General features: G+C 74.8%; 28 protein-coding genes. 17 read left to right on the plus strand and 11 right to left on the minus strand.

Features of this window, described 5'->3' with window-relative positions:
• Positions 1–56 precede the first annotated feature (56 nt).
• The 3 genes from ENKNEFLB_RS03630 to ENKNEFLB_RS03640 all read right to left on the minus strand — a co-directional run bounded on the left by ENKNEFLB_RS03630 (position 57) and on the right by ENKNEFLB_RS03640 (position 3,987).
• Positions 57–1,076, minus strand: a complete 1,020-nt coding sequence (locus ENKNEFLB_RS03630) for an inorganic phosphate transporter (protein ID WP_214057944.1) — start codon at positions 1,074–1,076, stop codon at positions 57–59.
• Between the two features lies 1 nt (position 1,077).
• Positions 1,078–1,695, minus strand: a complete 618-nt coding sequence (locus tag ENKNEFLB_RS03635) for a DUF47 domain-containing protein (protein ID WP_214057945.1) — start codon at positions 1,693–1,695, stop codon at positions 1,078–1,080.
• Between the two features lie 75 nt (positions 1,696–1,770).
• Entirely contained in the window at positions 1,771–3,987 is a 2,217-nt protein-coding gene (locus ENKNEFLB_RS03640) for an RNA degradosome polyphosphate kinase (RefSeq protein WP_246535824.1), read from the minus strand.
• A 133-nt stretch (positions 3,988–4,120) separates the two neighbouring features.
• Here ENKNEFLB_RS03640 and ENKNEFLB_RS03645 point away from each other — a divergent pair, with 133 nt between their 5' ends.
• Positions 4,121–5,353, plus strand: a complete 1,233-nt coding sequence (locus tag ENKNEFLB_RS03645; RefSeq protein ID WP_214057946.1) for an alpha/beta hydrolase — start codon at positions 4,121–4,123, stop codon at positions 5,351–5,353.
• Positions 5,354–5,508: 155 nt separating this feature from the next.
• On the opposite strand, the gene ENKNEFLB_RS03650 is transcribed toward ENKNEFLB_RS03645, so the two are convergent.
• The 3 genes from ENKNEFLB_RS03650 to ENKNEFLB_RS03660 are packed head-to-tail and all read right to left on the minus strand — an operon-like array spanning position 5,509 to position 7,776.
• Positions 5,509–6,123, minus strand: a complete 615-nt coding sequence (locus ENKNEFLB_RS03650; RefSeq protein ID WP_214057947.1) for a hypothetical protein — start codon at positions 6,121–6,123, stop codon at positions 5,509–5,511.
• Positions 6,120–7,007, minus strand: coding sequence for a mycothiol synthase (gene mshD / locus ENKNEFLB_RS03655; RefSeq protein ID WP_214059309.1), 888 nt, complete (start codon positions 7,005–7,007; stop codon positions 6,120–6,122). The genes ENKNEFLB_RS03650 and mshD overlap by 4 nt, the downstream gene beginning before the upstream one ends.
• Positions 6,997–7,776, minus strand: a complete 780-nt coding sequence (locus tag ENKNEFLB_RS03660) for a winged helix-turn-helix transcriptional regulator (RefSeq protein WP_214057948.1) — start codon at positions 7,774–7,776, stop codon at positions 6,997–6,999. The genes mshD and ENKNEFLB_RS03660 overlap by 11 nt, the downstream gene beginning before the upstream one ends.
• Before the next feature lie 89 nt (positions 7,777–7,865).
• Here ENKNEFLB_RS03660 and ENKNEFLB_RS03665 point away from each other — a divergent pair, with 89 nt between their 5' ends.
• Together ENKNEFLB_RS03665 and ENKNEFLB_RS03670 are read left to right on the plus strand one after the other, a co-directional pair.
• A complete protein-coding gene (locus ENKNEFLB_RS03665) occupies positions 7,866–8,177 on the plus strand; it encodes a MoaD/ThiS family protein (RefSeq protein ID WP_214057949.1) in 312 nt (103 codons plus the stop codon).
• Positions 8,178–8,352: 175 nt separating this feature from the next.
• Positions 8,353–9,201, plus strand: coding sequence for an alpha/beta fold hydrolase (locus tag ENKNEFLB_RS03670; protein WP_214057950.1), 849 nt, complete (start codon positions 8,353–8,355; stop codon positions 9,199–9,201).
• Positions 9,202–9,232: 31 nt separating this feature from the next.
• On the opposite strand, the gene ENKNEFLB_RS03675 is transcribed toward ENKNEFLB_RS03670, so the two are convergent.
• Positions 9,233–9,616, minus strand: a complete 384-nt coding sequence (locus ENKNEFLB_RS03675) for a DsrE family protein (protein ID WP_214057951.1) — start codon at positions 9,614–9,616, stop codon at positions 9,233–9,235.
• A 38-nt stretch (positions 9,617–9,654) separates the two neighbouring features.
• Here ENKNEFLB_RS03675 and ENKNEFLB_RS03680 point away from each other — a divergent pair, with 38 nt between their 5' ends.
• The 9 genes from ENKNEFLB_RS03680 to ENKNEFLB_RS03720 all read left to right on the plus strand — a co-directional run bounded on the left by ENKNEFLB_RS03680 (position 9,655) and on the right by ENKNEFLB_RS03720 (position 16,278).
• Complete coding sequence (locus ENKNEFLB_RS03680) at positions 9,655–10,149, plus strand: heme-binding beta-barrel domain-containing protein (RefSeq protein WP_214057952.1); 495 nt, start codon at positions 9,655–9,657, stop codon at positions 10,147–10,149.
• Between the two features lies 1 nt (position 10,150).
• Positions 10,151–10,651 (plus strand): Fur family transcriptional regulator, encoded by a 501-nt coding sequence (locus ENKNEFLB_RS03685; RefSeq protein WP_246535825.1) that lies wholly within the window; start codon positions 10,151–10,153, stop codon positions 10,649–10,651.
• The gene (gene ygfZ, locus ENKNEFLB_RS03690; RefSeq protein WP_214057953.1) at positions 10,648–11,655 is read left to right on the plus strand and encodes a CAF17-like 4Fe-4S cluster assembly/insertion protein YgfZ; all 1,008 of its coding nucleotides are present in this window, start codon (positions 10,648–10,650) and stop codon (positions 11,653–11,655) included. Before ENKNEFLB_RS03685 ends, ygfZ begins: the two co-directional genes overlap by 4 nt.
• A complete protein-coding gene (locus tag ENKNEFLB_RS03695) occupies positions 11,652–12,146 on the plus strand; it encodes a thioredoxin family protein (RefSeq protein WP_214057954.1) in 495 nt (164 codons plus the stop codon). The genes ygfZ and ENKNEFLB_RS03695 overlap by 4 nt, the downstream gene beginning before the upstream one ends.
• Positions 12,147–12,423: 277 nt before the next feature.
• The gene (locus tag ENKNEFLB_RS03700; protein WP_214057955.1) at positions 12,424–13,953 is read left to right on the plus strand and encodes a hypothetical protein; all 1,530 of its coding nucleotides are present in this window, start codon (positions 12,424–12,426) and stop codon (positions 13,951–13,953) included.
• Positions 13,954–14,203: 250 nt separating this feature from the next.
• Positions 14,204–14,668, plus strand: coding sequence for a DUF4395 domain-containing protein (locus ENKNEFLB_RS03705; protein ID WP_214057956.1), 465 nt, complete (start codon positions 14,204–14,206; stop codon positions 14,666–14,668).
• Between the two features lie 60 nt (positions 14,669–14,728).
• Positions 14,729–15,577, plus strand: a complete 849-nt coding sequence (locus tag ENKNEFLB_RS03710; protein WP_214057957.1) for a sulfurtransferase — start codon at positions 14,729–14,731, stop codon at positions 15,575–15,577.
• A complete protein-coding gene (locus tag ENKNEFLB_RS03715) occupies positions 15,577–15,873 on the plus strand; it encodes a DUF1416 domain-containing protein (protein ID WP_214057958.1) in 297 nt (98 codons plus the stop codon). Before ENKNEFLB_RS03710 ends, ENKNEFLB_RS03715 begins: the two co-directional genes overlap by 1 nt.
• Before the next feature lie 87 nt (positions 15,874–15,960).
• Complete coding sequence (locus ENKNEFLB_RS03720) at positions 15,961–16,278, plus strand: putative quinol monooxygenase (protein WP_214057959.1); 318 nt, start codon at positions 15,961–15,963, stop codon at positions 16,276–16,278.
• A gap of 142 nt (positions 16,279–16,420) precedes the next feature.
• Here ENKNEFLB_RS03720 and dtd read toward each other — a convergent pair whose 3' ends face one another.
• Positions 16,421–16,855, minus strand: coding sequence for a D-aminoacyl-tRNA deacylase (gene dtd, locus ENKNEFLB_RS03725; RefSeq protein ID WP_214057960.1), 435 nt, complete (start codon positions 16,853–16,855; stop codon positions 16,421–16,423).
• A gap of 296 nt (positions 16,856–17,151) precedes the next feature.
• Here dtd and ENKNEFLB_RS03730 point away from each other — a divergent pair, with 296 nt between their 5' ends.
• The 5 genes from ENKNEFLB_RS03730 to ENKNEFLB_RS03750 all read left to right on the plus strand — a co-directional run bounded on the left by ENKNEFLB_RS03730 (position 17,152) and on the right by ENKNEFLB_RS03750 (position 22,035).
• Positions 17,152–17,853, plus strand: a complete 702-nt coding sequence (locus ENKNEFLB_RS03730; RefSeq protein WP_214057961.1) for a maltokinase N-terminal cap-like domain-containing protein — start codon at positions 17,152–17,154, stop codon at positions 17,851–17,853.
• 49 nt (positions 17,854–17,902) lie between these two features.
• Entirely contained in the window at positions 17,903–18,832 is a 930-nt protein-coding gene (locus ENKNEFLB_RS03735) for an NADP-dependent oxidoreductase (protein WP_214057962.1), read from the plus strand.
• Between the two features lie 141 nt (positions 18,833–18,973).
• The gene (locus ENKNEFLB_RS03740) at positions 18,974–19,858 is read left to right on the plus strand and encodes an SDR family oxidoreductase (protein WP_214057963.1); all 885 of its coding nucleotides are present in this window, start codon (positions 18,974–18,976) and stop codon (positions 19,856–19,858) included.
• A 91-nt stretch (positions 19,859–19,949) separates the two neighbouring features.
• Positions 19,950–20,279: a hypothetical protein gene (locus ENKNEFLB_RS03745; protein ID WP_214057964.1), complete on the plus strand. Its 330-nt coding sequence runs from the start codon at positions 19,950–19,952 to the stop codon at positions 20,277–20,279.
• Positions 20,280–20,427: 148 nt separating this feature from the next.
• A complete protein-coding gene (locus ENKNEFLB_RS03750) occupies positions 20,428–22,035 on the plus strand; it encodes a glycoside hydrolase family 5 protein (protein WP_214057965.1) in 1,608 nt (535 codons plus the stop codon).
• Between the two features lie 162 nt (positions 22,036–22,197).
• On the opposite strand, the gene ENKNEFLB_RS03755 is transcribed toward ENKNEFLB_RS03750, so the two are convergent.
• The 3 genes from ENKNEFLB_RS03755 to ENKNEFLB_RS03765 form a co-directional block, all read right to left on the minus strand.
• On the minus strand, positions 22,198–22,884 hold the full coding sequence (locus ENKNEFLB_RS03755) for a GAF and ANTAR domain-containing protein (protein WP_214057966.1): 687 nt from the start codon (positions 22,882–22,884) through the stop codon (positions 22,198–22,200).
• A 71-nt stretch (positions 22,885–22,955) separates the two neighbouring features.
• Entirely contained in the window at positions 22,956–23,627 is a 672-nt protein-coding gene (locus tag ENKNEFLB_RS03760; protein ID WP_214057967.1) for a response regulator transcription factor, read from the minus strand.
• Positions 23,628–23,737: 110 nt separating this feature from the next.
• Positions 23,738–24,529, minus strand: a complete 792-nt coding sequence (locus ENKNEFLB_RS03765) for a DUF4118 domain-containing protein (protein ID WP_214057968.1) — start codon at positions 24,527–24,529, stop codon at positions 23,738–23,740.
• Between the last annotated feature and the right edge of the window lie 51 nt (positions 24,530–24,580).

The raw sequence follows: 24,580 nt of genomic DNA on the forward strand, positions 1-24,580 counted from the left end.
ACACCTTCGTGTGGGCGTACGGCCCTCCGACCCACACGAACGTGTGGCAGCGGCGCCTACAGCACCTCGAGGAAGAAGTGGGCCACGGCGTAGCAGAGCGCGGCGGCGGCGGCGGCCATCGGGAAGGTCAGCACCCAGGCGGTGAGGATGGAGCGGGCGACGCCCCAGCGGACGGCCGAGAGGCGCTTGGTGGCACCGACGCCCATCACGGCGGAGGTGATGGTGTGGGTGGTCGAGATCGGGGCCTCGTACACGTAGGCCGTCGTGTAGAGCACCGTCGCCGCCACCGACTCGGCGGCGAACCCGCGGGAGGGGTCGAGGGCGATGATCCGGCGCCCCAGGGTGCGCATGATCCGCCAGCCGCCCGAGTAGGTGCCCAGCGAGATGGCGGCCGCGGCCGAGAAGATCACCCAGACCGGCAGGTCGTCGCCGGCGCTGACGTACCCCCCGGCGAGCAAGGCCAGGAAGATCACGCCCATCGTCTTCTGCGCGTCCTGCAGGCCGTGGCCGAGGGCCATCGCGGCCGCCGAGACGGTCTGCGCGACCCGGAAGCGGCGCTGGGCCCGGTGCGGGTTGGCCCGCCTGAAGAGCCACATGATGGCGATCATCACCGCGAAGCCCGCGCCGAACGCGAACAGCGGCGAGAGCACCATCGGGATCAGCACCTTGTTGACGACGGTGTCCCAGTTCACGCTGACCCCTCCGGCGATCGCGGCGCCGCCGAGGCCGCCGATCAGCGCGTGCGAGGACGACGAGGGCAGGCCGTAGTACCAGGTGATCATGTTCCAGGTGATCGCCCCGAGCAGCCCGGACATCACGATCACCAGCGCGTGCACCGGGTCGGCGGCGAGCATGTCGTCGGGGAAGCTGATCACCTCGGCGACCGTCTGGGCGACCTTCTGGCCCAGGAACGCCCCGATGAAGTTCATCACCGCGGCCATCGCCAGGGCGACCCGCGGGGTCAGCGCCCGGGTCGACACCGAGGTGGCGATGGCGTTGGCGGCGTCGTGGAAACCGTTGGTGTAGTCGAAGACCAGGGCGACGACGACGACGGCGATGACGATCGCGAGGACCACCTCAGCCCTCCTTGACGGCGATCTGCTCCACGGTGTTGGCGACCGTCTCGAAGGCGTCGATCGCGGACTCGAGGGTCTCCACGATGTCCTTCAGCTTGAGCACCTCGAGCGCCTTGTACTCGCCGGAGAACAGCCGGGCCATGATCCGGCGGTGGTTCTTGTCACCGGCGTTCTCCAGGCGGTTGATCTCGATCCAGTAGTCCTCGAGCGACTGCATCGACCGCAGCCGGGGCATCGAGGTCGCGGTCAGGTCCGCGCACTGCTGCAGCACCTCGACCTGGCCCAGCACCTCGGCCGGCATCGACTTCACGTGGTAGAGCAGGATCATGTCGACGACCTCCTCCATCTCGTCCATCACGTCGTCGAGCCCGGAGGCCAGCGCGTAGATGTCCTCGCGGTCGAAGGGCGTCACGAAGGTGCCGTTGACCTTGCGGATGATCGCGTGGGTGGTCTCGTCGGCGGCGTGCTCGGCCGCGCGCATCCGCTGCGCGACGTCCTCCTTGTCGGCCGACTCCGAGAGCATCTCGGCGACCAGGGCGACGCCGCCGACGAGGTGGGCGGCGGCCTCGGTGAAGAGGTCGTAGAACTCCGCGTTGACCGGACGAAGACGCAGACCCACGGGGAACTCCTGGTGACGGGATGGCAAACGTCGACCAGCGTAGGGGGCGCGGTCCCCGCCTGCGAAACCAGTCGGTCAGGCGCGCCGCCGCCGCTGGCTCTCGATCAGCTTCTCCTGCAGGTGCACGCCGCCGTCGTTGGGCGTCCAGGTCCCGTCGCGGTGCAGCTCCCACGCCGAGGTGTCGTCGTCGAAGGCCAGCTCGAGCAGGTCGGTCACCGGCTGGCGCGACTCCTCGCCGGGCAGGCGTACGAGGACCTCGACGCGGCGGTCCAGGTTGCGGTGCATCATGTCGGCGGAGCCGATCCAGGCCTCGTGCTCGCCGCCGTTGGCGAACCAGAAGACCCGGCTGTGCTCGAGGAACCGGCCGAGCACCGAGCGGACCCGGATGTTCTCCGAGAGCCCCGGCACCCCCGGGCGCAGCGCGCAGATGCCGCGCACCAGCAGCTCGACCGGGACCCCCTCGCGGGAGGCGAGGTAGAGCGCGTCGATGATCGCCTCGTCGACGACCGAGTTCGCCTTGATCCGGATGTGCGCCTCACGCCCGGCCCGGTGGTGCTCGATCTCGTGGTAGATCCGCTCGACCAGCCCGCTGCGCACCGAGTCCGGCGCGACGAGCAGCTCGGCGTACGTGGCGTTGCGCGACCAGCCGGACAGGTTGTTGAACAGGTGGGCGACGTCTTCGGCGATGGCGGTGTTGGTGGTGATCAGGCCGAGGTCCTCGTACATCCGTGAGGTCTTCGGGTTGTAGTTGCCGGTGCCGAGGTGGACGTAGCGGCGGATGCCGTCGGGCTCGTCGCGCACCACCAGCGCGAGCTTGCAGTGCGTCTTGAGCCCGACCTGGCCGTAGACGACGTGGCAGCCGGCCTGCTCGAGCTTGCGCGCCCAGCGGATGTTGGCGTGCTCGTCGAAGCGGGCCTTGATCTCGACCAGCACCAGCACCTGCTTGCCGACCTCGGCGGCGTCGATGAGGGCGTCGATGATCGGGGAGTCGCCCGAGGTGCGGTAGAGCGTCTGCTTGATCGCCAGCACGTGCGGGTCGGCGGCGGCCTGCTCGATGAAGCGCTGCACGCTGGTGGCGAAGGAGTCGTACGGGTGGTGCAGCAGCACGTCGTGGCGGCGTGCGGCCTTGAACACGTCGACCGGCGCGGCCGACTCGACCTCGGCCAGGAACGAGTGCGTGGTCGGCACGAACGCGGGGAACTTCAGCTCCTCGCGGGACAGGTCCGCGATCCCGTGCAGCCCGCGCAGGTCCAGCGGGCCGGGCAGCTTGAAGACCTCGTCCTTGGTGACCTCGAGCTCGCCCATCAGCAGCTCGAGGACCGCGCTGCTGATCGACTCCTCGACCTCGAGGCGCACCGGCGGGCCGAACCGGCGGCGCAGCAGCTCCTTCTCGAGCGCAGCGAGCAGGTTCTCGGCGTCGTCCTCCTCGACCTCGAGGTCCTCGTTGCGGGTGACCCGGAAGGTGTGGGTCTCGACGACCTCCAGGCCGGGGAAGAGCCGCTTGAGGTGGGCGCCGATGACGTCCTCCAGCGGCACGAAGCGGGCGTTGCCCAGCGGCACGAACCGCTCGAAGATCGGCGGCACCTTGACCCGCGCGAAGTGCGTCTTGCCGGCCTTGGGGTCGCGCAGCACCACGGCGAGGTTCAGCGACAGCCCGGAGATGTACGGGAACGGGTGCGCGGGGTCGACGGCCAGCGGCGTGAGCACCGGGAAGATGCGGTCGCGGAAGAGCCGCTTGCACTCCTTCTGCTCCTCGCGGTCGAGGTCCTCCCAGCGCACCAGCTTGATGTCGTGCTCGGCCAGCGCCGGCACGATCTGGTCGGCGAAGGTGCGGGCGTGGCGCTGGGTCAGCTCGGCGGTGACCCGCCAGATCGACTCCAGCACCTCGCGCGGCATCATCCCCGAGGCCGCCTTGACGGCCAGCCCGGTGGCGATCCGCCGCTTCAGGCCGGCCACGCGGACCATGAAGAACTCGTCGAGGTTGCTGGTGAAGATCGCCAGGAACCGGGCCCGCTCGAGCAGCGGGAGGTTCTCGTCCTCGGCCAGCTCGAGCACCCGCTGGTTGAACCGCAGCCAGGACAGCTCGCGGTCCAGGAACCGCTCGGGGTGCTCCTGCACGGCGGCCAGGGCCGCCTCGTCGGGGGCGTACGGGCCGGTCTCGGCGACCTCGGCCAGGTCGGTGGGGGCGGGGGACTCGTACCCCTCGTCGACGGCGGCCTCGCCGGCGAGGGTCTCGTCGCCCCCGTCCGGGTGCGGTCCGGAGGACTGGCTGTTCGTGGTCTCGACGGACATGGCGCCATCCTCCCACCCGCGGGTGAACGTCGGGTGACTCCTGGGCGTGGTCGCCCGCCCATCCCGGGGTGCTTCCGCGTGATGCTACTCACCAGTAGTCTCACGCATCGCTCCCGATCGAGAGGAACCCCGGATGGTCGCCGTCCCCCGTCAGGTCCACGCCGCCGCAGCCGGTGCCGCAGCCGGTGCCGCAGCCAGCGTCGAGGCCGGCGCGATCCGTGCCGTGCTCGGCCTGCCGACCACGCTGCTGCGCCGCGTCGCCGGAGAGCCGATCACCCGCGACGGCCAGCGCCTCGACACCGAGACCCAGGTGGTGCTGAAGATGATGGCGCTGTCCGGCAAGCCCGACCCGGGCTCGCTCGGCGTGCCCGAGGGCCGCGCCGCGCTGCTGGCCCAGACCACCTCGGTCGGCGGCCGGCAGCCGATCGCCGAGACCCGCGACCTCACCGCCGGCGGGCGGCCGGCCCGTCTCTACGTGCCGGGCGGACGTCCGCCGGGCCCGGACCCGCTGCTGGTCTTCTTCCACGGCGGCGGCTTCATGCACGGCGACCTCGAGACGCACGACGCGCCGTGCCGTTACCTCGCCGAGCGCGCCGGCGTCCGGGTGCTGTCGGTCGACTACCGCCTCGGCCCCGAGGCCGTCTTCCCGGCGGCCCACGACGACGCGTTCGCGGCGTACGAGTGGGTGCTCGACCACGCCGACGAGCTCGGCGCCGACCGGGACCGGATCGGCGTCGGCGGCGACTCGGCCGGGGGCAACCTGGCCGCGGCCGTGGCCATCCAGGCCGCCCGCTCGGGCTGGCCGTGCAAGGTCCAGGTGCTGGTCTACCCGGCCACCGACTGCGTCGACCGCTCCGGCTACCGCAGCTACGAGCTGTTCGCCGAGGGCTTCTACCTGACGAAGGTCTACATGGAGCTGGCCAACGAGTCGTACGCCCCGGACCCCGCGGTCCGCGGCGACTGGCGCCTCAGCCCGGTCCTGATGGACCCCGCCGACCTGCCCGACGACCTGGCCCCCGCGCTGGTCGCCACCGCGGGCTTCGACCCGCTGCGCGACGAGGGGGAGGCCTACGCCCGCAAGCTCGCCGACGCCGGCGTCGAGGTCCAGCTGACCCGCTACCCCGACCTCGTCCACGGGTTCTTCAACATCGTCGGCGTCGGCCGCCAGACCCGCGCGGTCAACGCCGAGATCGCCACCCGGGTCGGCAACGCCCTGCGCCGCGACCCCGAGCCGGCCGACGAGGACCAGCCCGACAGCGAGCTGGACCAGGACCCCACCTCGGAGTCCGGCAGCCACCAGCCCGGCACCGACGGCGAGCGCGACGCCAGCACCGGCCTCGGCAGCGCGGAGCTCGGCAAGGGCTGACCCGGCCGGGGACCCGATCGCTGCGATGCGGTGCCGTAACCAGGCGTACCAGCCGGGTGAACGGCCCGGAGGGCGACCCGCTGACCTGCGCAGATGTGGGTGACCAACGCCCGGAAGCTCGTTGGGTACGCCTGGCTACGGCAGGTGGGGCGCCCTCAGGCCTCGGGGCGCCAGCGGCGCAGCTCGGCGGTGAACGCCTCGGGGTCGGTCGCGGCCGGGGTGACGACGAGGTCGTCCAGGCCGCGCCGCACGAGCACGACCTGCCAGCCGCGGTCACCGGGCTCGCCGACGACCCGCACCGTCGTGGCCTCGCGGCGCAGGTCGAAGCGGTGGACGCCGTCGCGCCCGCGCAGCACGATGACGCCGTCCTCCACCCGGGCCCGGGGGCCGCGCATGGTCCAGGCGCGGCGGGTGGCCCACACCAGCCCGGCGGCGATCAGCACGGTCAGCGCGCCGCCGACCGAGAGCAGCTCGCCGTTGAGGACGACCAGCGCGACGACCATCACCGCGACCACCGCGGTCGCGCCGACGCCGACCACGAGGATCCCGGGGTCGGTGCCGTCGCCGGTCGCCGTGCTGCCGGTCGGCAGCGCGCCGGCGGGCTCGGGGTCGTGGGACTCGGCGGCCGCGGTGACGTCGGCGCGGGCGGCGGCCAGGTGCGAGGCGAGGTCCTCGGCGATCTGCTCGGCCTCCAGGCAGCGGTTGCGCCAGCGGTCCCGGTCGGCGCGCAGCGCCGCGAGCTCGACGGCCGGCCCGTCGTCCCGGCTCACGCGGGACGCCGGTACATCACGTGCGTGTCCACGTCCGCGTGGTCGAACCCCAGCCGGGAGTAGACCGCGACCGCGGGGGCGTTGTCGGACTCGACGTAGAGCAGCACCTCGCCGACCCCGCGCCCGGCCAGGTGGTGCAGCCCGGCCAGGGTCAGCGTGCGCCCCAGCCCGCGGCCCTGGGCGGCCGGCGCGATCCCGACGACGTACACCTCGCCGAGCGTGGACGAGTGCTGCTTGGTCCAGTGGAAGCCGAGCAGGTCGCCGGTCGCCTCGTCGGTGGCCAGCAGCAGCCCGGACGGGTCGAACCAGTCCTCGGCCATCCGCGCGGCTAGGTCGGCGCGGTCCATCCCGCCCTGCTCGGGGTGGTGGGCGAACGCAGCCCCGTTGACGGCCAGCAGCGCGGCCGTCTCCGCCTCCGGGTCCGGCTCCCACCCGTCGCGCCAGTGGCCCAGGCGTACGCCCGGGGCGGGTGCGACCTCCGGCAGCGGGGGAGCGGCGGGCCCGACGGGCCGGCGCATCACCCACAGGTCACGTACCCGCTCCAGCCCCTGGGCGGTGGCGATCCGCGCGGCGGCGGGGTGGTGGCCGTGCGACCAGGCGGTGACCTCGCCGGGCGCGGCGAGCGCCTGCGCGGCGAGGCCCGAGCCGACGCCGCGACCACGGGCGCCGGGGCGTACGACGAGGTCCAGCGCGCCCTCGTGGCGCAGCGCGACCCCGTCCCACGGCCCGTCCGCGGCGCCGTCGGTCCACAGGTCGGTGCCGTCCAGGCCCTGGTGCTTCAGGCGCAGGTGGACGGACTCGTCGACCGGGTCCTGCCCGTCGGCCGCGGCGGCCTCGGCGAGCAGGTCGCGCAGGGCTGCGAGGCGGGGGTCCTCAGCGCTCAGCGGTCTGCTCCCGTACGGCGCCGTGCGCGGCGTCCTCGGCGGCCCGGGTCGCCTGCGCCTCGGCGGTGGCCGGGTCGTCCTGGCCCCGCTTGGAGGGCAGCACGAACCGGTAGCCGACGTTGCGCACGGTGCCGATCAGCGTCTCGTGCTCCGGGCCGAGCTTGGCGCGCAGCCGCCGGACGTGGACGTCGACGGTGCGGGTGCCGCCGAAGTAGTCGTAGCCCCACACCTCCTGGAGCAGCTGCTGGCGGCTGAAGACCCGGCCCGGGTGCTGGGCCAGGAACTTCAGCAGCTCGAACTCCTTGAAGGTCAGGTCGAGCGTGCGCGGGCCGACCCGGGCGGTGTAGGTGGCCTCGTCGACCACGACCTCGCCGGAGCGGATGACGTGGGCCTCGGGGTCGGCGGCGTCGTGCGCGGCCTGGAGCCGGCTCACGGCCAGCCGGATCCGGGCCTCCAGCTCGGCCGGTCCGCAGGTGCCGAGCACCACGTCGTCCATGCCCCAGTCGTGCGCGACGACCGACAGGCCGCCCTCGGTGACCGCCAGCAGGACGGGCACGTCGGTGCCGGTGGTGCGGATCAGCCGGCAGAGGTCACGGGCCCCGGCGAGGTCCTGGCGGCCGTCGACCAGGAGCAGGTCGGCGTCGGGCGCCTCGAGCAGGGCGCTGCCCTCGGCGGGCAGGATGCGCACCTGGTGGCCCAGCAGCGCCAGCGCGGGCACCACCTCGGCGGAGGGTTGGAGCGCGTTGGTGAGCAGGAGGAGGGTGCTCATGCGGGTCTCCCTGGGCACGGGTGCGGGTGAGACCGAAACGCGACGGTGGGCTCCGGCTGCTGCTGGTGTTACAGGCAGAATAGCGAAACATGAGCGAAACCCCTCCGCTACCGCCCGGTAGTGAGACGTACGTGACGGTCCGCTACTGGGCCTCGGCCCGCGCCGCGGCCGGCGTCGCGTCCGACCGGCTGCCGGTCACGGGCGACGTCACGCTGGCCGACGTGGCCGCCCGCGCCGTCGCCGCGCGGGAGGGGAGCCCGGCCGCCGACCGCCTGGCCCGCGTCCTGGCCGTCTGCTCCGTGCTCGTCGGGGAGACCCCCGTCGGCACCCGCGACCACGCCGACGTGGTCGTCCACCCCGGCGACTCCGTCGAGTTCCTCCCGCCCTTCGCCGGCGGCTGACGCCGGGACGACGCCCCCGCCCAGACAACGCCCCGCCGGGATAACTCCCCGCCGAGATGACGCTCGCGGACAGCCGAGGTGACGCTCGCGGCGCCTCGAGGTGACGGTTGCGGCGCGTGATCGGGGGCCGTGCGCCCCACCCGCCCGGGCCGACCGCGGCTGGCAGCATCGCCGGGTGACCTCCCGCACCTCCGCGCGCACCTCCTCCCGCCCCTCCGCCCGCATCTCCTCCCGCCCCGCCGCCCGCCCGTCCGTCGGCCTGCTCGGCACCGTCGGCCTGCTCAGCGCGGGGCGCCCCCTGGCCCCCGGCCGCGTGGCCCGCCCGACCGGACCGCCGCCGGCCTCGCGCCAGGTCGGTGAGCTCGCCGCCGGTCTCCAGGTCGCCCGCCTCGTGGCCGCCGCGCCGCGGCTGCTCCTCACACCCCGCGCCTCCCGCGCCCCCCGCGACAGCCCCACCGGCAGGGTCGTCGTCGACGTCCCCGGCTGGAAGGCCCCCGAGGCCACCGGGCTGCCGCTGCGTCTCTACCTGCGCCGGCTCGGCTGGGACGCCCGCGGCTGGGGCTACGGCACCAACACCGGCAGCCCGGACGCCGACGCCGAGCGGCTGACCGCCCAGGTCGTCGCGCTGGCCGCCGAGCACGGCCCGGTCGCCCTGGTCGGCTGGAGCCTCGGCGGCGTGATCTCCCGCGAGGTGGCGCGCCGTCGGCCCGACGCCGTACGCCGGGTCGTCACCTACGGCACCCCGGTCGTCGGCGGACCGAGCTTCACCTCGGTCGCCCCGCTCTACCCCGCCCGCACGCGCCGGCGGATGAGCGAGGTGTCGGCCCGTACCGAGCGCGACGCCCCGCTGCGGGTGCCGGTCACCGCGCTGCTCAGCCGCCGCGACGGCGTGGTGGCGTGGGAGTCGTGCGTCGACCGCACCTCCACCGACGTCGAGCACGTCGAGGTCGGCTCCCCGCACCTCGGGATGGGCATCGACCCCGACGTGTGGCGGGTCGTCGCCGACCGGCTGGCCCGCCCCTGACCCCCGGCGACGGCAACGGCGACGGCGACCGTCAGTAGACGAGCGCCTGGACGCCCTCGGCGAGGACCTCCTCGGTCCACAGCGCCGCGCCGGCCAGGCGTACCCCCGCCAGCAGGTCGTCGTCGCCGATCCCGCGCCGCGCCGCGCACTGGCTGCACACCGTGACCCGCCCGGCCTCCAGGACCACCGCGAGCAGGTCCTCGGGCGCGACCGCGTGCTCCAGGTCGTACGTCGGGGGCCGGCCGTCGGTGGCGACCACGGTGCCCAGCCAGGCGGCGTCCCCGGTCAGCCACAGCGACACCCGGGAGCCGGCCGCGATCGCCGTCGCGGCGACCGTCAGGCCTTGGTTGCTGCGTTCGGGGGCGTCGGCGGCGCAGGTGACCTTGACGTTGAGCGGGCGCGGGGAGGACGGCATCTGCCGACCTTAGGGCCCGGGGCTCCTAGACTGCCCCTGTGCCTTTCGAGATCCCCGACAACCTCCACCCCGACTGCGGCCCGGTGGCCTGGATGCTCGGCACGTGGCAGGGCAACGGCCACGGCGACTACCCCGGCATCGAGAAGTACGAGTTCGGCCAGGAGCTGATCTTCACCCACGACGGCCGCCCGTTCTTCCACTACTTCTCGCGGAGCTGGCTCGTCGACGCCAGCGGCGAGAAGGTGCGCGAGGACGCCCTCGAGACCGGCTTCCTGCGCTGCCACCCCGGCGGGGCGGTCGAGCTCGTGCTGACCCACGAGACCGGGTACGCCGAGATCTACTACGGCGAGGCCGGCGGCGGGAAGCTCGACCTCACCACCGACGCCGTGGCCCGCACCGAGACCGCCGACGAGTACACCGCCGGCAAGCGGCTCTACGGCAACGTCGAGGGCGACCTGCTCTACGCCTACGACGTCGCCGCCCGGGGCGAGGGCCTGCAGCCGCGTCTCTGGGCCCGGTTGAAGCGGGCCTGACGTGCCGCCGGGCGAGGTCGAGGGCGTGGTCCCGGGCGCGCCCGACTGGCGCGCGCAGCTGCGCGAGCGCGGCTACCGGCTCACGCCCCAGCGCGAGCTCGTCCTCGCGGCGGTCGACACCCTCGGCCACGCGACCCCCGACGAGGTCCACCACGAGGTACGCCGGCACGCCAGCGCGGTCAACGTCTCGACGGTCTACCGCGCCCTCGAGGTGCTCGAGGACCTCGGCCTGGTGCGGCACGCCCACCTCTCGGACCGGGCCCCGACCTACCACTCCGTGCGCGGCCACGAGCACGTCCACCTGGTCTGCCGGGCCTGCCGGCGCACCATCTCGGTCGACGCCGAGGTCGTCGCCGCGCTGACCGAGCGGCTGCGCGCCGAGCACGGGTTCGTCGCCGACGTCGGCCACCTGACTGTCTTCGGGGAGCACGAGGACTGCGAGGCCGGGGCGGCGGAGGACGCGAGGAACACCACGCCGGCCGAGGGTGTTGACCCCGCATGACTGAGCAGCCCCCCACGACGGAGCAGCACCGAGCCCCCGCGAGCCCGCTGCTGGCCCTACCCGGTGCGGTGGCCGGCAACGACGTCGACGCCCCGGTCGCCGCGCACTACGGGTCCTTCAACGGCGAGCAGCGCGTCCTCGAGGCCGGTGACGGGTTCGTCGACCTGTCGCACCGCGACGTCGTCCGCATCTCGGGACCCGACCGGCTGACCTGGCTGCACGCGCTGACCACCCAGCACCTCGAGCAGCTGCAGCCCGGCGTCACCACCGGCGTGCTGGTGCTGAGCCCGAACGGCCACGTCGAGCACGCCTTCTTCGGCTCCGACGACGGCGAGGCGTTCACCGCCCACACCGAGCCCGGGGCGGCCGCCGCGCTGGTCGGGTTCCTGGACCGGATGCGGTTCATGTCGCGCGTCGAGGTCACCGACCTCACCGCCGACCTCGCGGTCTGCTGGCGGCCGGCCAAGGTGGGCGAGGCGCCGTACTCCGGCTACGAGCTCGTGCCCCGCGCCCAGCTCGAGGCGTACGCCGAGGCCGCGGGCCCCGCCGCCGGGCTCTGGGCCTTCGAGGCGCTGCGCATCGCCCGCGGCGAGCCGCGCCTCGGCCTGGACACCGACGAGCGGACCATCCCCAACGAGGCCGGCTGGATCGGTCCCGCGGTGCACCTCGAGAAGGGCTGCTACCGCGGCCAGGAGACGGTCGCCCGCGTGCACACCCTCGGCCGACCCCCGCGCCGGCTGACCCTGCTGCACCTCGACGGCTCCGAGAACCGGCTGCCCACCCGCGGCGCCCCGCTGGTCGTCGACGGCGACCCGAAGGCCAAGCCGGTCGGCTTCGTCGGCACCTCCGCACGCCACCACGAGCTCGGACCGATCGCCCTGGCCCTGGTCAAGCGCAACGTCGACCTGGGCGTACCGCTTCTCGCCGACGGCCTGCCCGCCGCCCAGGAGGTCGTCGTCGACCCGGAGGTCGGGCTGCACGTGCGCCCGACCGGCTTCCGGTGACCGCCGGGGCCTGGGTGCTGCTGGTCGCCCTCGTCGCCGCAGGCGGCTTCGGGCTCTACCGCGCCCGCACCGACGGCCGCTTCGGTCGTACGCGCGCCGCCGCCGCCGCGCCCGGCGTACCGGCCCCGCCGTCGGCCACCCCGGCCACCGCGGACGACGCGGACGCCGCGCCGACGCCCGAGCCCACCACCTGGGACAGCGTGGCCGCCGCGGCCGGCGTCGAGCCGGGGGAGCGGGCGACGCTGGTGCAGTTCTCCTCCGCCTTCTGCGCTCCCTGCCGCGCCACCCGGCGGGTGCTCTCCGACGTCGCCGAGGTGGTCCCGGGCGTGGTCCACGTCGAGATCGACGCCGAGCTGCACCTCGACCTCGTCCGCGAGCTCGACGTGCTGCGTACCCCGACCACGATCGTGCTGGACGCCGCCGGGGTCGAGCGCACCCGCGCCGTCGGCGCCCCGCGCAAGGAGCAGGTGCTGGGCGCGCTGTCCGCCTGACCAGCCGGCCCGCGTCCGCTCGTGGCCCGGCCCGCCGCGGTCCGTCCGCCGCTGTCCGCCCGCCCCGACCGCGAGCTGTAACGCTGTGTTACTTCGTCAGGTGCGGTGTCGTGACGCTGGATCTGACGAAGTAACACAGCGTTACAGCGCAGGTCGGGCCGCGCGGTCCAGACCGGCGCGCCCGGATCGTCCAGCCCACGCGACACGCGGTGACCCCGGTGGTGGTCGGTCGTTCGGGGGCAGGGCCGGACCCCCGCTGGCCGCAGAGGAGACCGCCGTGCCCCCCACCCGCCGTACCCCCGCGACCCCTGCCGCTCCCGCCGCCCCCGGCAGGGATGCCGTCCCCGACGTGCCGAGCGACGCCGCGCTCGTCGCGCTGGTGGTCCTGGGCGACGAGGCGGCCGGGCACCGGCTGCGCGCCCGCCACGAGCTGTCGGTCGGTCCGTACGCCGACCACCTCGCCGCCGCGGACGGCCCCGAGCTCCTCGGTGACGCCTGGGCGCGGCTGCTCGAGGGCGTCCGGCTCGGCGCCGGTCTCGACGTGCCGGTACGGGTGGCCTGGGTGTCGCTGGTCGCCCAGCACGCCACCGGCTCCCGCGTCGCGCGCCCGTGGGTCGGGGGCGACACCACGTGGGCGGCCTTCCTGTCGCTGCCCCCGGCCTGGCAGGTGGTGCTCTGGCACGCCGAGGTCGAGGGCGACCCGCCCGAGGTCCTGGCCGCGCTGGCCGGGGCCGACCAGTCCAGTGTCGAGCGCTGGACGCGGGTGGCTCGTGGCGCCCTGCGCCGCGAGGTGGTCCGACGGCACCTGCCCACGCTGAGCGACGCCGCCTGCCTGCGCCTGGCCACCGGCCTCCTCGGCGACCTCGACGCCGCGGCCTCCCCGGTCGAGCTGGGCCACCTGCACACCCACGGCCTGGGCTGCGCCTCCTGCGGGGAGCTCTCCGCCGACGTGCTCGGCGTCGAGCGCGACCTCGGCCGGGTGCTGGCCCGGCGCGTGCTGGGCGACGACACCGGGTGGTACGTCGGGGAGGTCGACGCCGTGCCGGTTCCTGTCCCGCTCCCCGCCCCGGTCCCCGCCCTCGCGTCCGCGCCGGCTCCCGCGCCGGCTCCCGCGCAGGTGCTCGAACCGGTGGCGGCGCCGACCCCTCCGGCGGCCCACCCCGCGCCCCGTCCGACGCCACGTCCGACGCCGCGTCCGGCGGCCCGGACGACGTCGCGACCCGCCCCGGCCCGGCGCCGCGGCGGCAGCCTGCTCGTCGGGGTCGCCGCGGCGGCGGTGGTCGCCGGCATCCTGGTCGGCCTGCGTGACGATGCCCCGCTCGACGCCGACCTCGAGGCCGGGCGGGAGGCCGGGGGGCGTCAGGGCCGGGCGGCGCAGGTCGCCGACGGCGACCGCGACGGGGGACCGGCGGCGTCCGCTCGCACAGCCTCCGCGCCCCCTGCAGGCACCGCCCCCGCGGCCTCGTCCGCCGCCCCTGCGTCGGAGCCGGTCGACGCCCCGGCGGAGGCTCCGGCCGCCGTCCCCGCCGACCGGTCTGCTCCGGACCGGTCCAGCAGCCCGTCGGCGCCGACCGGGCCGAGCAGTCCCAGCAGTCCGAGCACCTCGCCCCCGGCAGGCGGCAGCACCGGCACCGACCCCGTACCCCAGCCCCCGACCGGAACGCCGGACCTCCCGCTGCGCCTGTCGGTCGACCGGGACTCCGGCTCGGCCACGGTCGAGCTCGACCCGCCGCTGCTGGGTGGCAGCCTCAGCCTGTCCACGCCGCCGCTCGGTGCGCTGGGCGGTCTGGGAGCCGGCGCCCGCTGACCCTATCTCACCAAATGAGACTCGTGTCCACGCCTCGGGACGCCCGGCTGGTTTACCCCTCGGGCGGTCCCTACGCTGGATCCATGTTCTCGACCTGGTTGACGAAGCGACGCGCAGTGGACCACTGCCGCGTGCGCTCCAGCCTGTGTCGACGCTCCTGAGCGTCGAGGACCCTCTCTGCCCTGATCCAGGGCCAGCCCGCCTCGGCCGACGCCCGACCATCGTCAGCGCTGCCAGGAGCACGAGCACCATGACCGACATCCGCGCCACCCAGGCCGTCCGGCCGGCTGCCCCCGGGATCGACCCGCGCGGCCCCCGCGTCGCCGCGACGATCACCAGCCTCGTGCTGGCGCTGGTGCTGCTCACCGCGCCGAGCGCGTTCGCCACCACCCTGCTGGCGCTGCAGACGGTCGTCTTCGCCGTCGGCGCGACCGCGGGCGTCCAGCGCACGCCGTACGCCTGGTTCTTCCGGCGCGTCGTGCGCCCCCGCCTGGACCCGCCCGCCGAGACCGAGGACCCGCGCCCGCCGCGGTTCGCGCAGACCGTCGGCCTGGTCTTCGCCGTCGTCGGCCTCCTCGGCCTGCTGAGCGGCGTCACGGCCCTCGGCCTGGTCGCGGTCGGCCTGGCGCTGGTCGCCGCCCTGCTCAACGCGGTCTTCGACTACTGCCTGGGCTGCGAGATGTACCTGCTGCTCAAGCGCGTCCAGCACGCCTGACCCCACACCCCTCACCCCGTCCGACCCTGTCCCCGCACCAGAACGCACCAAGGAGCACACATGACCCGCGAGAACGTACTCGTCACCGCCCAGTGGGTGGAGGACCACCTCGACGACCCCCAGGTGGTGCTCGTCGAGGTCGACGAGGACACCTCGGCCTACGACAAGGGCCACATCAAGGGCGCCATCAAGCTCGACTGGACCAAGGACCTGCAGGACCAGGTGCGCCGTGACGCGATCAGCCAGGACCAGTTCTCGGCCCTGCTCTCCGAGCGTGGCGTGAAGAACGACGACACCGTCGTCCTCTACGGCGGCAACAACAACTGGTTCGCCGCCTACGCCTACTGGTACTTCAAGCTGTACGGCCACTCCGACGTGCGCCTGATGGACGGCGGCCGCAAGAAGTGGGAGCTCGACTCCCGCGAGCTGACCGACGACGCCGTGTCGCGCGAGGCCACCACCTACACCGCCTCCGCGCCCGACCTGTCGATCCGCGCCTTCCGCGACGAGGCCGTCGAGGCCATCGGCACCAAGAACCTCGTCGACGTGCGCAGCCCCGACGAGTACGCCGGGCGGCTGATGGCCCCCGCGCACCTCCCGCAGGAGCAGGCGCAGCGCGCCGGCCACATCCCGACCGCGGCGAACGTCCCGTGGTCCAAGGCGGCCAACGACGACGGCACCTTCAAGTCCGACGACGAGCTGAAGCAGATCTACACCGACGCCGGCGTGGACTGGGACAAGGACACCGTCGCCTACTGCCGTATCGGTGAGCGCTCCAGCCACACCTGGTTCGTGCTCAAGGAGCTGCTCGACCAGCCGAACGTCAAGAACTACGACGGCTCGTGGACCGAGTACGGCTCCCTCATCGGCGTGCCGGTCGTCCTCGGTGACGAGAAGGGCGACGCCTGATGTGCGGCGCCACCGAGGGCGGTCTCTCGCTCGACGGCGTCGACGTGGACAAGGAGGCCGTGGTCCAGGGCCAGGTGCTGCGTGACGGCGAGCCCGTCGGCAACGCCTATGTCCGCCTGCTCGACCGCACCGGCGAGTTCACCGCCGAGGTCCCCACCTCGGCCAGCGGCCACTTCCGCTTCTTCGCCGGCGACGGCGAGTGGACCCTGCGCACCCTGGCCCCGAAGGCCGACCCGGTGGACCGCAAGGTCAGCGCCGCGGTCGGCTCGGTCGCCGAGGTCAGCATCGCGATCTGAGCCCAGGCTCACGCAGCGTCAGTGACGGCCCGCCATCCCCTCGGGGTGGCGGGTCGTCCGCGTTCCCGGTGAGACTCCCGATGACTCGTGACCGCCGAGCGGGTCGACCCCCGCATGATCATCGTCTCCGGCCACCTCACCGTCGCCCCCGAGCAGCGGGACGCGTACCTCGCCGACTGCGTCGACGTCGTGCGGCAGGCCCGCGCGACGGCGGGCTGCCGGGAGTTCGCGATCTGCGCCGACCCCCTCGACCCCGGCCGGATCGTCGTCGTCGAACGGTGGGACTCCCGGGGGGCGGTGGAGGCCTTCCGGGGCGACGGCCCCGGCGAGCAGCAGCAGATCGCGGTCCTCGACGCCTCGGTCGACGAGCACGAGGTGGCGTCCTCCCGCTCCCTGACCGGGTGAGGCCCGGAAGAACGTACACAAGGCCGATCTGGCGCTCGTGGGCCGGATCGGCAGGTCTCTGACCTGCGGCGATGTAACAGGTGGGGCGAGCGGAGCGGGCACTGTACGTTCTTCCGTCGCCCCGGCCCCGGGTCGGGCCCCGTCAGCGCTCCAGCAGCAGCGTCATCGGCCCGTCGTTGACCGACTCGACCGCCATGTCGGCGCCGAACACCCCGCGCTCCACCCGCGCGCCGAGCCGCTCCAGCTCGGCGCAGAACGCGTCGTACGCCGGCTCGCCGACCTCGCCAGGGGCCGCCGCCGACCAGGTGGGCCGGCGGCCCTTGCGGGCGTCGCCGTAGAGCGTGAACTGGCTGACCACCAGCACCGGCGCGCCGACGTCGGAGGCGGACTGCTCGTCGTGGAGCAGCCGTACGTCCCACACCTTCCGGGCCAGCCAGGCGGTCTCGGTCGGGCCGTCGCCGTGCGTGACGCCGAGGTAGACCAGCAGCCCCGGACCGTCCTCGGCCGCGACCTGCCCGACCACCTCTCCGTCCACGCGTACCGAGGCCGACGTCACCCGCTGCACCACTGCCCTCATCCGGGCGAGCCTGCCACGGCCCTCGCCCGCCCGCCCGCCCGCCCGCCCGCCGGCCCGCCGGCCCGCCGGCTGTAACGCTGCGTTACTTCATCTGGTGCAGCAGCATGACGCCGCACCAGAGGAAGTAACAGCGCGTTACAGCTGCCGCCCGGCCCGCCCGGCCCGCCCGGCCCGCCCGGCCCGCCCGCCCGCCCGCCGGCCCCGCGCCCACCAGTCCCCGCCCGCCCGACCGCCCGCCCGCCCGACCACGCCCGCAGGTGGTCCGGCCGTGCCGGCCCGCCACCTAGCCTCACCCCATGGCCCTCCTCCACGCCGCCCAGCTGTCCCCGTCCAAGGCCGAGGTGGTCGGCCGGCTGCTGGCCGCCGCCCCCTGGACCCCCGCCGACGTCGACCCGTCCACCGTCACGCTCGTCGGCGCCTACCGCCTTGACGACCCGGCCGGCGAGGTCGGGATCGAGGGCCACCTCGCCACCGTCGGGGCGGACCCGACCGTCTGGCACGTGCCGCTGACCTACCGCGCCGTCTCGCTCGAGGGCGCCGAGGACCACCTCGTCGCCGAGATGGAGCACACCGTGCTCGGCGCCCGGTACACCTACGACGCCGTCGGCGACCCCGCCTACCTCGCCTCCGTCACCGCGCTCGCCCTCACCGGCGTCGGGCAGGCCGTCGAGATGCGCCAGGACGAGCAGGGGCACTGGCAGACCCGCCCGGCCTCGGTACGCCTGGCCGGCGGCCCGCGCCCGGGTGACGCCGGGCTGGCCGCGGGGGAGTGGGCCGAGGTCGGCGCGTACTCCGGCCCCGACGTCCAGGGCACCAGCACCACGCTGCGCAGCGGCGCCTGGGAGCTGCGCGTCGAGCGCCGCCCGCAGCCGACCCAGCAGCCCTCCCGCGCCTACGACCTCACCGGCACCTGGGCCGGGCAGGAGGACCCCGCGCTGCTGGTGCGCGTCAGCGACCTCGCCACCCCGGTGCCGCCCGAGACCGGCTTCGAGGGCTGAGGCCGGTCCCACCCGCGCTCACCCGCCCCGCGGCCGTACGGTCGCTGCCATGAAGGCCATCACTTACAGCCAGTACGGCGGCGCCGAGGTCCTGCAGCTGACCGAGGTCGACGACCCCAAGATCGGCCCCGACTGGGTCGCGATCGACGTCAAGGCGACCTCGGTCAACCCGGTCGACTGGAAGATCGCCTCGGGCGGTCTCGACGCGATGCTGCCGACGTACTTCCCGGTCGTGCCGGGCTGGGACGTCGCCGGCGTCGTCACCGCGGTCGGGCCGTCCGTCGACGACCTGGCGGTCGGCGACGAGGTCTACGGCTACCTGCGCAAGGACGCCGTCCAGGACGGGACGTACGCCGAGAAGGTCGGCGCCCCGCAGCGCTGCGTGACCCGCAAGCCCCAGCGCGCCTCCTTCGCCGAGGCCGCCGCGATCCCGCTGGCCGGCCTCACCGCGCTGCAGTGCCTCGACCTCGTCGGCACCACCGGCGAGGACACCGTGCTGGTGCACAGCGCCGCCGGCGGCGTCGGCATGCTCGCGGTCCAGATCGCCCGGGCCCGCGGCGCTCGCGTGATCGGCACCGCCTCGCCCGACAACCACGACTTCGTCCGCTCGCTGGGCGCCGAGCCGGTGGCGTACGGCGACGGGTTGGTCGCGGCGGTCCGCGAGCTCGCCCCCGACGGCGTGACCGCGGTCCTCGACACCCAGGGCGGCGACACCCTCACGCAGAGCGTCGAGCTGCTCGCGGACGGTGCCGCCGGCCGGATCGCCTCGGTCGCCGACCCGTCGGTCGCCGAGCACGGCGGCCGCTACGTCTTCGTGCGTCCCGACGTCGCCGACCTCACCACCCTCGCCGGGCTGGTCGACGCCGGCGAGATGCGCGTCGAGGTCGCCGAGCTGTTCCCGCTGGCCGAGACCGCCCGCGCCTGGGAGCGCAGCATGGAGGGCCACGTCCGCGGCAAGCTGGTCATCACCGTCCCCTGACGGAGGTACCCGGCGGAGCCCCGGGACGTCATACGTCGCGCCGCCCGGCCCCGGCGCCGGTCGTATGACGTCCCGCACTCCTGGCCACTTCGCCCCCCAGGGGTGGCGGTACGCGCCGCGCCCGCGGGACAGGGTGGTCGCATGACCTCCGAAGCAGACCAGCAGGACACCGACCAGGGCGAGCAGCTGCCCGCCCCGGGCTCTCCCGGCTCCGTGACCTCCGCCCTGCGCCAGCAGCCCGACCACGGCGAGGAGTCGTACGTCGGGCACGGGCGGCTGACCGACCAGGTCGCCCTGATCACCGGCGGCGACTCCGGGATCGGCCGGGCGGTCGCGCTCGCCTTCGCCCGGGAGGGCGCCGACGTGGCGATCGCCTACCTCGCCGAGGAGGACGAGGACGCGCAGGAGACGGCCCGCCTGGTCCGCGAGGCCGGCCGCCGCGTCCTGCTCGTCCCGGGGGACCTCACGCAGGAGGACAACTGCCAGGCGCTCGTCGACGCCACCGTCGCCGAGCTCGGCGGGATCGACGTCCTGGTGAACAACGCGGCCTACCAGATGGCGCAGACCGGCGGCATCGCCGACATCACCACCGAGCAGCTCGACCGCGTCATGCGCACCAACCTCTACGCGCTGTTCTGGATGTGCCTGAAGGCGCTGCCGCACCTGCGCCCGGGCTCCTCGATCATCAACACCAGCTCGGTGCAGGCCTCCTCGCCGGCCCCGGCGCTGCTCGACTACGCCACCACCAAGGCCGGCATCGTGAACTTCACCCGCGGCCTGGCCACCAGCCTCGCCGAACAGGGGATCCGGGTGAACGCGGTCGCCCCCGGCCCGATCTGGACGCCCCTCATCCCCGCGACCATGCCGGCCGAGCAGGTCGCCGAGTTCGGGGAGCAGACGCCGATGGGTCGGGCCGGCCAGCCCGCCGAGGTGGCCACGGCGTTCGTCTACCTCGCCTCGAGCGACGCCAGCTACGTCACCGGCGAGGTCGTGGCGGTGACCGGCGGGCTCCCCGTCCCGGCCTGACCGGCCGTCCGCCCGGGCCGCGCGGGACGTCATACCTCGCGCGGACCGGGTCCCGCCCCAGCCGTATGACGTCCCACCAGCAGGAGACCGGATGACCGACCCCGACGACACGACCGAGACCGACGACGGCTTCTGGTCCGGCGACGACACCAGCCAGACCGCGGCCCAGACCGCCGAGAGCCGGCGCACCAGGGGCACCGGCCACTCAACCAACGACTCCGCCGACGACTCCGCCGACGACTCCGCCGACGACTCCGCCGACGACTCCACCGACGACTCCACCGACGACTCCACCGACGACTCCACCGACGACTCCACCGACGACTCCACCGACGACTCCACCGACGACTCCACCGACGACTCCACCGACGACTCCACCGACGACTCGGCGTCCGACTCCACCGCAGACGACGGCAGCTGACCGGCGCCCCCCGCGGCGCCGCGCGCGTCACGTTCCCCGTCGTTCCCCGTCGTTCCCCGGACACCGCCCCGCCGACCCCCTAGCCTGGATCCGCCCCCGCACCCTCCCGCCGCGCCCGCGGCACCCCCCGCCGTACCCGGAGCCCCCCGTGCCCGCACCCCCAGCACCCCTGCTCCGGCACCGTCCCCTCGTCGTCGGGCTGCTCGCGCTGGTCGCCGTGGTGGTCGTGGCCCTGGTGACCGCGCTGCTCACCGGTCCCGGGCCGAGCGCCCCGACCGGCGCCACCTCCGCCGACGACCGCACCCAGCTCCCGACCCCGGGCGCGATCGCCGCGGCGGCGCCCGCGCCGGTCCAGGCGGACCCGCCGCACCCCGTCGTGCGCGGCGCCCGCCTCGTCGACGCCCGCACCGGTGACCCGCTCCGGCTCGCCGGGGTCAACCGCTCCGGCGCGGAGTACGCCTGCATCCAGGACTTCGGCTTCTTCGACGGCCCCGTCGACGACGCCGCCATCGCCCGGATCGTCGCCTGGGGCACCAACGTGGTGCGGGTCCCGCTCAACTCCACCTGCTGGCTCGGCATCAACGGGGCCCCCGCGCGCTGGTCCGGCGCGGCCTACCGCGGCCAGGTCGACGCCCTCGTCGACCGCCTGCACGCCCAGGGCCAGGCCGTGATCCTCGACCTGCACTGGTCCGCGCCCGGCACCCGCCAGGCCACCGAGCAGACCGTCGCGCCGGACGCCGACCACGCCCCCGACTTCTGGCGCAGCGTCGCCCGCCGGTACGCCGACGACCCCGCGGTGATGTTCGAGCTCTTCAACGAGCCCCGCGACATCTCCTGGGGCTGCTGGCGCGACGGGTGCACGACCCCGGAGGGCTGGCGCGCGGTCGGCCACCAGCGGCTCGTCGACGTCGTCCGCGCCACCGGCGCCCGTCAGCCGATCGTGCTCGACGGCCTCAACTACGGCGGCGACCTCTCGGCCTGGGCCGAGTACGAGCCCACCGACCCGCTCGACCAGCTGGTCGCCGGGTGGCACATCTACAACTTCTCGCAGTGCGGCGTGGAGTCCTGCTGGGACGCCACCGCCGGCCGCCTGTCCCGGACCACGCCCGTGCTGCTCACCGAGACCGGGCAGGACGGCTGCCGCGGCGACTTCCTGCGCGCACTGCTGCCCTGGGCCGACCGCCACCAGATCGGCTACCTCGGCTGGGCCTGGAACGCCGCCGACTGCTCGGCCGGCCCGTCGCTGATCTCCGACTACGACGGCACCCCGACGGCGTACGGCCGGGTCTTCCGCGACCACCTCGCCGCCACCGCGCCGGACCCCGACGACCCGGACCCCGACGCACCGAGCGTTCGGATGGACTTCGAGCGGGCCGGCACCCAGGGCTGGGCCGTCACCGCGGGTCGCGGCACGGTCGCCCGGACCACCGCCGGCCCCGTCCGCGGCCGGGCGTCCCTGGCGCTGACCAGCCGCTCCGCCACCACCACCGCCACGACTCGCCGAGTGAGCGGGCTCGCGCCCGGCGACGTGGCGACCCTGCGGGTGCGGCCCCTGGGGCGGGGCGCTGCCCCCGCCGTACGCCCGGTGCTCGCCACCGCCGACGGCCTCACCGTCCTCGCCCCGCAGCGGCTGCGGAAGCAGGCCTGGCGCACGGTCACCGTCACCGTCCCGGCCGACCTCGCCGCCCCGGCCGCGCTCGGGCTGCGGACGAAGGGTGCCGGCGTCCGGCTGCTCGTCGACGACGTCGCCTGGTAGCCCGGGACGTCATACCCCGCGCCGCTCGGCGCAGGCACCAGCCGTATGACGTCCCGCGCCCGCGCCCGCGCCCCGCGCCGCTCGGCGCGGGCACCAGCCGTATGACGTCCCGCGCCCACGCCCACGCCCGCGCCCTCGCCCCTCGCCCCACGCCCCGCGGGCTCAGCCGCCCGGCATCGTCCGGGTCACGACCAGCTCCTGCGCGACGTCGCGCACCTTGCGGTTGAGGTCCTGCGAGAGCCTCGACAGCACGGCGAAGGCCCGGTCGGGCTCGAGGTCGAAGCGCTCCATCACGATCCCCACGGCCTGGCCGATGACGGTCCGGGAGTCCAGCGCGATCTCAAGGTTCTCGATCTTCTGCGACGACACCACGGCCAGCGCGGCGTGCGCGGCCAGCGCCGCGCCGGTGTCGCGGTCGTGCTCGTCGAAGGAGCCCGGCTCGGTGGAGTAGAGGTTCAGGGCCCCCACGACGTCGTGGTGGGCGAACAGCCGGAAGGCCATCATCGAGCGGATGCCGGTCTCCTCGACCGTGCGCGGGCCCCACACGGGCCAGCGCGGGTCGTGCGCGAGGTCGGCGGAGTGGACCCACTCGTGCTGGCGGATGGCGTCGAGGCAGGGGCCCTGGTCGAACTCGTACTGCAGCTCGTCGACCCGCTGCACCACCGGGTCGCTGGTGGCCGGCGAGGTGATCACGCCACGCCGGTTGAGGGAGATGCCGGCGTGCCGGCACCCGTCGACCATCTGCACGGCGAGCTGCGCCACCCGGTCCAGGGTGTCCTGCGAGCCGGTCTCGCGCTGCAGCGCGCGGGCGGCGGTCACGAGGGACTCGGCCAGTGCGCTCTCCGTCATCCACCCACGCTCCCACGTCCCGGACGGGCTGGGGGGCGCCCGCCGCCACGGCCCGGGCGGGGCGTCGTCCATCAGGACGTCCCGGCCACGGCGGGCGGCACCACGCGCAGGGTGGGGACGTCCACCCACGGCGACGGGGTGGGGTCGAAGCCGTGCCCCAGCGCCCAGATCACGGCCTGTGAGCGGGTGGTAGCCCCGATCTTGCGGTAGGCGGAGCGGATGTAGGTCTTGACCGTGTTGATGCTGACGTAGGCCTCCGCGGCGATCTCCGCGTTGGTCAGGCCGCGGCTCACCATCGCGATCACCTCGGACTCCCGCACGCTCAGGCCGTGCGCCGCGCCCCGCCAGGGCAGGGCGTCGTACGGCGCGCGCCGCTCGCCCGGTCGCACCGTCTCCCCGGCGTGGACCCGCTCGACGGCGTCGACGAGCTCGGTGGCCGTGCTGGACTTGACCAGGTAGCCGTCGGCACCGGCGGCGAACGCCACCGCCACCAGGTCGGCGTCGCCGCGCCAGCTGAAGACGATCAGCCTCGCGCGGGGACGACCGAGGACCCGGCGCGGGTCGGGCGAGCCCGGCTGGGGTCCGGTGAAGGGGTCGTGGAGGACGACGTCGACGGCGAGCGCGGCGACGGGTGCCAGCGGCCCCGCGAGCAGGCGGACCCGGTCGGCGTACGGCGCGAGGACGGTGCCGAGTCCGGCGAGGACCAGGGGGTGGTCCTCGACGAGGGCGACGGTGACGGGCATCGACGGACCTAGGGGGTGCGGCTGCGACGCTCGCGCGGGGTTGGCGCGACCGGGCCGGGCCCGGGCAGCGCTCCGAGACTAGCCCTTCCCCTCGGCCCCGGCTGGTGATCTCACCAGCGGGGACGCTGCTCCCCGGGGTCGACGCCGGCGAGCACCGGCACCACCTGCTCGGCCAGGAGGACGCAGACGCGGCGCTGCTCGACCGTCGGGTAGGTGGCCGCCACGGAGCCGATGACGAACTGGCCCACGAGGTCGGGCCCGCGACGGACCGGCAGCGTGGTCTCCTCCATCACCGGGAGCCCGCCCCGGTCGACGTCGACGACGTGGCCGGCCCACACCACGGTGCCGTCCGGCTCCAGGACCGCGTGGCGGGGGTCGAGCAGGGCGACCGGCTCGAAGTGGCAGTCGGTGACGTCGAGCACCGTACGGATCTGCTCGGCCACCCGGGCGCACAGCGCGTCGGCGGGCAGGTCGCGCACCGCGGCCAGCCCGGCCACCTCGATCACCCCGTCGAGGTAGCCCTCCCGGCGGCTGGCCCGCTCCTGCTGCCGGCGGCCCCACAGGGCCAGCTCCGAGACCGCCGCCCCGATCAGCACCAGCAGCACGGTGATCTCGACGTTGTCCCGGTCGCGGATGGTCAGGCTGTAGAAGGGCCGGGTCAGGAAGTAGTCGAACCAGACGCCGCAGGACACCGCGGCGACGAGGCCGGCCGCCCGGTCCCCGGCGGCGGCCACGGCGACCACGGCGGCCACCAGGACGAGGCAGGCGGACGTCGGGGGGACCGCGTCCCGCACGCCCGCCAGCGCTCCGGCCACCACGACCGGGACCACCGCCGCGACCAGCACCAGCACGGCCCGCGACGGCGGGCGGACGCCGTCCGGGAACCACCGTCGGCCGGTCATGACGGGACTGTCGTGGTCGAGGTCATCCTCCGACGCTAGGACGGTCCGGGC

This window comes from Nocardioides aquaticus (genome assembly GCF_018459925.1).
In the GTDB taxonomy this organism is placed as follows: Bacteria; Actinomycetota; Actinomycetes; order Propionibacteriales; family Nocardioidaceae; genus Nocardioides; species Nocardioides aquaticus.